The 6,699-nt window shown below is 64.1% G+C and carries 5 protein-coding genes and 1 pseudogene; 4 read left to right on the top strand and 2 right to left on the bottom strand.

What is annotated here, in order from left to right:
• The first annotated feature begins 568 nt into the window (after window positions 1–568).
• Entirely contained in the window at window positions 569–760 is a 192-nt protein-coding gene (locus SSP24_RS38395; RefSeq protein ID WP_141315230.1) for a hypothetical protein, read from the top strand.
• Window positions 761–971: 211 nt separating this feature from the next.
• On the opposite strand, the gene SSP24_RS38390 is transcribed toward SSP24_RS38395, so the two are convergent.
• Both SSP24_RS38390 and SSP24_RS38385 read right to left on the bottom strand, forming a co-directional pair.
• Complete coding sequence (locus SSP24_RS38390; protein ID WP_229865477.1) at window positions 972–2,204, bottom strand: DNA sulfur modification protein DndB; 1,233 nt, start codon at window positions 2,202–2,204, stop codon at window positions 972–974.
• Window positions 2,205–2,974: 770 nt separating this feature from the next.
• Window positions 2,975–3,577 carry a hypothetical protein gene (locus tag SSP24_RS38385; RefSeq protein WP_141315228.1) on the bottom strand — a complete coding sequence of 201 codons (603 nt, stop codon included), beginning with the start codon at window positions 3,575–3,577 and terminating at the stop codon, window positions 2,975–2,977.
• A gap of 132 nt (window positions 3,578–3,709) precedes the next feature.
• On the opposite strand from SSP24_RS38385, the gene SSP24_RS38380 reads away from it, so the two are divergent.
• The 3 genes and pseudogenes from SSP24_RS38380 to SSP24_RS45420 all read left to right on the top strand — a co-directional run.
• A complete protein-coding gene (locus tag SSP24_RS38380; protein ID WP_141315226.1) occupies window positions 3,710–4,219 on the top strand; it encodes a hypothetical protein in 510 nt (169 codons plus the stop codon).
• 836 nt (window positions 4,220–5,055) lie between these two features.
• Window positions 5,056–6,153, top strand: a complete 1,098-nt coding sequence (locus SSP24_RS38375; RefSeq protein WP_141315224.1) for an NmrA family NAD(P)-binding protein — start codon at window positions 5,056–5,058, stop codon at window positions 6,151–6,153.
• 15 nt (window positions 6,154–6,168) lie between these two features.
• Window positions 6,169–6,447, top strand: a pseudogene (locus tag SSP24_RS45420) (nuclear transport factor 2 family protein); the annotation flags it as partial.
• Window positions 6,448–6,699 lie beyond the last annotated feature (252 nt).

Here is a 6,699-nt window from a genome sequence, read left to right as displayed (position 1 = left end):
GCTCAGTGAGTTACAACTTTCTCTACTGGTTCAAGCACCCGTCGTCGCTCCGCTTCTCCGGGCGGGAGTGTGTGGGCGGCGGCGCCCGCGCTCATGTCTCCGCCCCGCTCGGCACCGCCGCCCGCCCACTCCCGCCCAAGAGGCAGGCACACAGGGCATGAGGTCAGAACAAGAGCTGGGGTGGGTGGTGGGTTGAGGTGGGTGGTCATGGAGAGCCCGGCCCCAACATGGAACCATTCCGGCCAACCTTGGCGTTCGCGCATCCACATCATGCTGCGAGTAAACGCGAGTTTCAGGGAGCGGACGCAAGTTTCAGTGAGTCTCACGCCAAGCGCCTAGTTGCTGGAAGTGAGCGGCCTTCAAGTCGCCCAGGTGGGGACTGGCGGACTGCACTGCTACGGTCCCGATCGAGACAAGCCGCCGAGCGCGTTGCAAGTGGTAGGCCGACACTGCGAGTTGACTCGCTCTGCCTGGTACTCTTACGCGCCACACACGCATACCGAAGACCCGTATGGCGTTGAGTCTTGGCGGACGCGCCGTACGGGTCGCTCGATTTGAAGGAGTAGCCGTGCCCAAACACGACCACACCCAACCTGAACTTCATTGCGCGCGCATTGAAGTTGCAGACGTCGAGAATGATACACCGAGGGCAATCAGCGAGACAACGACAGCACACCGCGCCGCAGCGCTGATCTCTGCTGTCGCTCAGTTGATCGCTGCACTCGCGGGCGTCGCAACGCTGCTGCTATACCGTTCCTGACCCACCGCCCACCGTGCCCCCTGCGTGCCCGTTCGAGAGGCACGTCAGGGGGAACCACGGGGAGCATCAGGCAGTCACGGTCACCGGACAAGGGAACGGCCCTCGACCAAACAATCTGGTCAGGGGCCGTTTCGCCGGGCGGTGGGTGTGGGATTTTAACCCACCGGTGACTTGCGCCACGACGGTTTTCAAGCCTTTTGCGAGAGCGAAGCTAGAACCGTCCGCGGATCTGCTTACCCGTGTCGCTCTCTGGATGGTTCAGCGCGTCGTAGACCTTGTGGCCGGAGTCACGGGCGCCGCCGGCCCACGAGACTGCGCCCCGGTCGGTCACCTTGGCCGCGATGCCGCTCCAGTACTTCGCTTCGCGCTCCCACTGGATACCCTCCAACAGGCGCTCAAGAGTCAGGCCCTCAGGCAAGGGGTCCGCGCTCCAGGACATGGTGCGGTTCATGGTCGCGCCCAGGCCGGCCACGACGGCAGGTGCGGTGATGGCAGTCTTGGCATGGAAGAGCGCGGCGTTCTCCTGGAGAAACACGCCCACCGTCTCCATGACCTCGCGCTGGACGACGACCTTGTCCGGACGGTCGCCACTCTCGTCGGCGGGAATGTCCTGGTGCTCGATGCCGGTCGACGCGGCGTGAATACCGGCCTTGCCGAGCATTGCCGTGGCAACGAGGGTCCGCAGGACCGACATCGTCATCCACTCCACGGCCTTGTCCGACACCTGGCGCTTGCCGGTGAGGATCAAGCTGGACAGCGGAACCGTGGTCTCACCGAACGGCACCTTCAGTGACTCCATCAACTTGCGCGTCACGGTGGTGCCGAAGTCGCGGCCATCCATGGACATGGCCAAGGACTTGTCGACCGGAACACCCTTCAGGTTGCGGTCGTGGAAGATCTGGCGGGCGGCCATGACGCTGATGCCGTGGAAGATCTCGAACGACAGCGGGATTGCACCGAAGTCGAAGTCCGCCAGGTCGTACGCCGCCGGATTCCTCTTGATCCGGTGCCAGGCGGTGACCTGAGTCTCGCTGTCGAGAGCGTAGAGGCCATCCTTGATCGGCAGGGCCGACGAGCCATCCTCAGAGATGACCAACGGGCGCGGCGACCACAGGGTGATCTGCGGCAGCGACCAAGCGTCGTCGAAGTCCCCTCGCAGACCAGCCGCAATGTAGTCGGCGTACTCGTCGACGTTCTTAGCCTTCTTGCTGCTCGCAGTGCCGAGGAGCCGCTGGATCTCGGCGCGCGTGCGCGCGTACTCGCTGATCGGCTGTCCGGCCTTCTGGGCACGCTTGGCGGCGTCCTCGACCTCCTGAGGGTCGTTGACGATCGCCAGCAGGTTCTCGCAGTCGATGACGCCGTTCGCCATGACCCCCTTGCGGATCTCCCGGAGGTCGACGGGCAGACCGGTGGTCACCGGCTTCAAGGACGTGGTGATGCTCAAGTTCCCTCCCCCTTCAGGGACGCCACTATGACGCCCCGTCATGTTGCAGGACGGTAGCGGACACACCATCAGGAGGTCAACTGAGGTAACAAGAATTCCCAATTCCCTATACCGCAGTGGCTGATTCTTTAGCTGCGGCGGAGCTAGCGACTTCGCAAGCACAACTGCGGTGAGCATTCTTTGGTCATGTCAGTTGTCCGCGGAACCAACGAAGGCCCCTGCAGAGCCGATCCTTGATCGGCTCAGGCCATGACGGTCGCGCCTACGTGCCTAACTGCGCGCAACCGCACCAGACGATGCCGGACCACCACGGACGGCTCCGGCCTATTCCTCCAGTTCAGGCCAGCAGTAGCCCCACGTACAGCGGCGCCCGAGTTGCTTCAGGACGAAGAGGACATGCCCCGAGGCCTTACCACGACGCTTCCTCCGATGAGGTTGCTCTGGTCGATGGCACTGGCAGCGTGCTAGGGCAGATGGGGGTGTAGCGAGGCATACGCGCTGCCCGGTCGGCGCACCCGCCGTCGTGGCTGACTATCGTCGGTGGAAGCTCAGACGCTCCAAGGCCCAGCCTCCGCGCGTGCTCCGGAGCGAAGATGCCGTGCCATTCACGTGCCAGATCCTGCGGGAAGACGGGGAACAGCGGGGACCGGCCATGGTGCGACCAAGGCCCCGACACCGCCCCCGCCGCAGGTCAGCGCAGTAACAACCCCCAGAAGACCCAAGCTTCCCAAGCTAGGTGCGTCCGTCGCCCTGGCCACGAGCCTCAGGAGTCAGAGCAGGTCCCGCCAGAAGGGGACGGTTGCTCTCGGGTTCCAGCTTTCGTCGCCGTCGCCGCGTGCCTCGTCGAACTCCTGGTGCATGTAGTCGACCAGGTCCAGCCCGTAGTAGATGACGTCGGTCTGCCACATCGAGAGCACAGGATGCCCGTAGCTGCCCCGGCCGGCTGGGAGATACCGATGGGCATACACGGGTACCAACACCGGCGCTTCCGCGAGATGGTGCCGTGCCGTAGCCAGTGCCGCCGCGCCGTCGGCCGGACGCTCACCCCAGCCCTCGTACCAGAAGCTGTTGTGCTCAACGCTCAGGAGGACGCCCTCCGTCGGCCAGCCGAGTTGATCGCGCAGCCTGTCCGGAGCCCCGCTGCGCCAGTCGGGCCACGGTTGGGACCAGGTCTGTCCCTCCTCAGGAGGGACGTTCACCGGAAGGCCAGCCGCGAGGAATGCGCGGTGGTCATCTGCGAACTCAAAGCCGTACTCGCGCTCGATGCGCGCGAACTCGGCGTCTGACAGCCCCGGCTTGAACTCGTAGAGTCCCGTCTGTGCCAGGCGACGTGCGGCTGCCGCCCCCAGGCGTGCCCCCTCATTGCTGATCACTACCGCACGCTAACGCCAACCGGAACCCGCCGTCACGTGAGTTGGACCGGTGCTCCGTCCGTCTCAGTTCCCGTCTCATTCAGCCCCGTTCACGACCGTTGGGCCGCGAGGACTACCGCGATAGCATCCGGCATGCCCATTCCTTGGCGGTCCAGCGCCGACGTGTTCACGCAGGTCTTGAGGCAGCGTGGAGTCGAGCCCGACGCCGTACGCGATGTCGAGGCCGCGTGGGATGCCTTCGGTGAGTTTCTCCAGATCGAGATCGAAGGGATTGAGGGGCCCGAGAACGACGGCGACGGCTTCATCGTCCAGTGGGGCCGGTGGGACTGGAACGACGACCGGCCTGCCCTGTCCTTCGTCCGTCAGCTTGCCGTCAGCGAGGTCGGCGAGCGTGACGATCCGTATTGGCAGCCGGAGTACTGGCAGCTAGAGCTGCAGCTCATCTTCGGAGAGGACCCTGCCTGGGCTGCCCTCGGCAGTCTCGGCCATCAAGACACCGGGTTCGACTTCGACGAGATCGGCGCGCCCAGGACCGCCGCGCTCGGAAGGATCCGTCGCTTCCTTGAGGCCTATCCCGAACTGGCAGCCATATGGCGAGCCGAGCCCACCCATAGTGACTTGACCCTCGAACGAGCAGGGTAGCCGCCGCGGCCGGTACTGCACAGAAGTACAGCAACCCCAGCAACCGCCTACGCCCAGCAGCGTTCCCCAGAGCCCTCGAAGCGACCGCTATCACCGCCGCTGACCGATCCAGATAGAGCTACGGATCAGAAGGCTGTCCAGACGCAACCGGTCGGCACCCATGGGCAGCTACCTTTGGCTGGTGAACGGCAAAAGCAGGTGGATCGAGGCGGCAGCCTGGTTTGTCGTCTGGTGGGGCCTGGCAAACAGTGGCGTTTCGCCTCATTGGGCTGCTCATCAACGACCTCAAGAGCTGGCCGATGTGCGCCGGAATGGCCGTCGCTTCGATCGGCACCGGGGAGCTGTCGGAGCGGTGGCGCCGACGCCGGCGAAGGAGGAAGGGCACCACAAGCGCACCAGATCGAGCGGGGAATAGCGGGGAAGCACGGTGCAAGCGACCAAGCCGGACTAGGCCGCGCCCAGGCCGTTGGCCCATGTCAGCACCCGATCCGTCCCCAAATGATCGCAGCTTGCCAAGCTGAGAGCGCGAGTTCGATTCTCGTCACCCGCTCCATGAGGAAACCCCAGGTCAGTGGCCTGGGGTTTGCTTGTTGTATAGACCAATTTGAGGGTGGTGTGGCCTCTGTGTGCCCTAAGTCGAATAGGGGAGCTGGGTGCTGCGCGCCGAGCCCGCAGGCAGCTCTGCGCCGCTCAGCTGTGAAGAACCGGGGCCCCGAGGTGCTTGCTGCTCTGAAACCGATCGGTGTACTGTGGGGAAACCGATCGGTTTCAGTCCTGAATGCGCCGCACGCGGCGCGTGCTGATCGCGTGCGTACTCGACCTCGGAGTCAAAAACCATGTCTTCTCATGCCACCTCCACCATCTTCGTCATCGGCGGCACAGGGGCTCAAGGAATGCCCATTGTCCGCGCTCTTGTCGCCGACAAGAAGTACTCCGTCCGGGTCCTCACCCGGGATGCCGCATCTCCCCGAGCCCAGGCTCTCCTCGCGCTGGGCAACGTCTCCATCCTGGAAGGGTCGTTCGCCGACGAGGACGTGCTGCGTGAAGGATTTCGCGGCTGTGACGGGGCGTTCATCAACATCGACGGGTTCAACACCGGCGAGAAGACGGAGACCTACTGGGCCATCCGTAGTTATGAGATTGCGATCGAAGAAGGAATCAAGTTCTTCGTCTACGGAAACCTCGACTATGCCCTCAAGAAATCAGGCTACGACTCCAGGTTCCGCACCGGCCACTATGACGGCAAGGGTCGCATGGCTGAGTGGGTGCTGTTCCAGAACGAAAAGAACAGGGACCGGATGGGAGCGGCGGTCTTCACCTCGGGTCCCTACATCGAGATGGTGATCTCACCGCTCACGCCCATGACACCCAGCATCGAGGACGGTGTCGTCACGTGGCGAGTACCGCTCGGCGAGGGAGCGGTTCCGCATGTGGCTCTCGAAGACTGCGGATTCTATGTCCGCTGGCTCTTCGACCATCCGGAGCGGGCCAATGGCATGGATCTCGAAGTCGCCATCGAGCACATGACCTATGCCGATATGGCGGCAGCATTCGAGAAGGTCACCGGCCATCCGGCGCAGTACATCGACACTGATCTGGAAACATATTGGAACAGCCCGGACCTGAAGGGGATCGCCGATCACCCTGCCGGATACAACGCCGATCCCAACGACAAGAGCACCATGAGCTTCCGCGACAATTTCACGGGCTTCTGGAATGTTTGGAAACACGGAATCATCACCAGGGACTACGCCCTGCTCGACGAAATTCACCCCAACAGGATCAGAAGCGCGGAGGAGTGGTTCCGTCGAGAAGACCAGTTGGGAAGGGAACTCGGCAAGGGAAGTCTCTGGGAGAGGGTCCAGCCGGAGAACTGGAGCATGGACTCCGCGGTCCTCAAGAGCAGCGCGGATTTCAGGACGGGCAAGTTGTAGACGGGCACGGCAAGGGTGCTCCCTCGCGATCAGTACCCAACACCGCAAGCGAGATGGTGTTGCTCGGCCACGAGCACCGCGTTGCGGGTCGCCGCGCGCGAGCTGGGGCTCTACGACACTCGCAACGTCGCCGGGGCGGACGAGGTGTTCGCCCCGGATCTGATCGACCACAACGCCGCTGCCGACGCCGCCTCGGGCATCGACGGCATGCGGGCGTCGATCGTCGCGGTCCGCGACGGGTTCACCGACACCCAGCACCGGATCCTTTTCCAACAGGGGCTCCCTGGCAGCTGGGTTGTCCTCCACTGGTGGATGACCGGTATGCACAGGACGTCCTCGCGCATCCACGGCTGTCTGGTCGAGCGGGCCGGGAGTGAACTCGTCGGTCATGAGGAGCCCGCCGCCCGTGAGGAGCGCGCCGTCGGTGGTGGGTACCGGGTGCATGGGGTCGTAGGTGAACTCCTCGGCCTGCTCGGTGGTGGACGGCGGCTCAGGGGTCAGGCGTCCGTCCGCGCGCAGGTGGAAGTCTGTGTCCACGGCCCGCGA

It is taken from the genome of Streptomyces spinoverrucosus (genome assembly GCF_006539505.1).
Lineage (GTDB): Bacteria > Actinomycetota > Actinomycetes > Streptomycetales > Streptomycetaceae > Streptomyces > Streptomyces spinoverrucosus.
The sequence above is the reverse complement of the archived record's forward strand: the minus strand, read 5'-3'. Positions and strand labels throughout refer to the sequence as shown.

What these genes read in the sequence shown, in the direction of transcription:
- SSP24_RS38380 (WP_141315226.1), top strand. Translation starts at nt 3,710, where the DNA reads ATGCCCATTCCTTGGCGGTCCAGCGCCGACGTGTTCACGCAGGTCTTG.
- SSP24_RS38375 (WP_141315224.1), top strand. Translation starts at nt 5,056, where the DNA reads ATGTCTTCTCATGCCACCTCCACCATCTTCGTCATCGGCGGCACAGGG.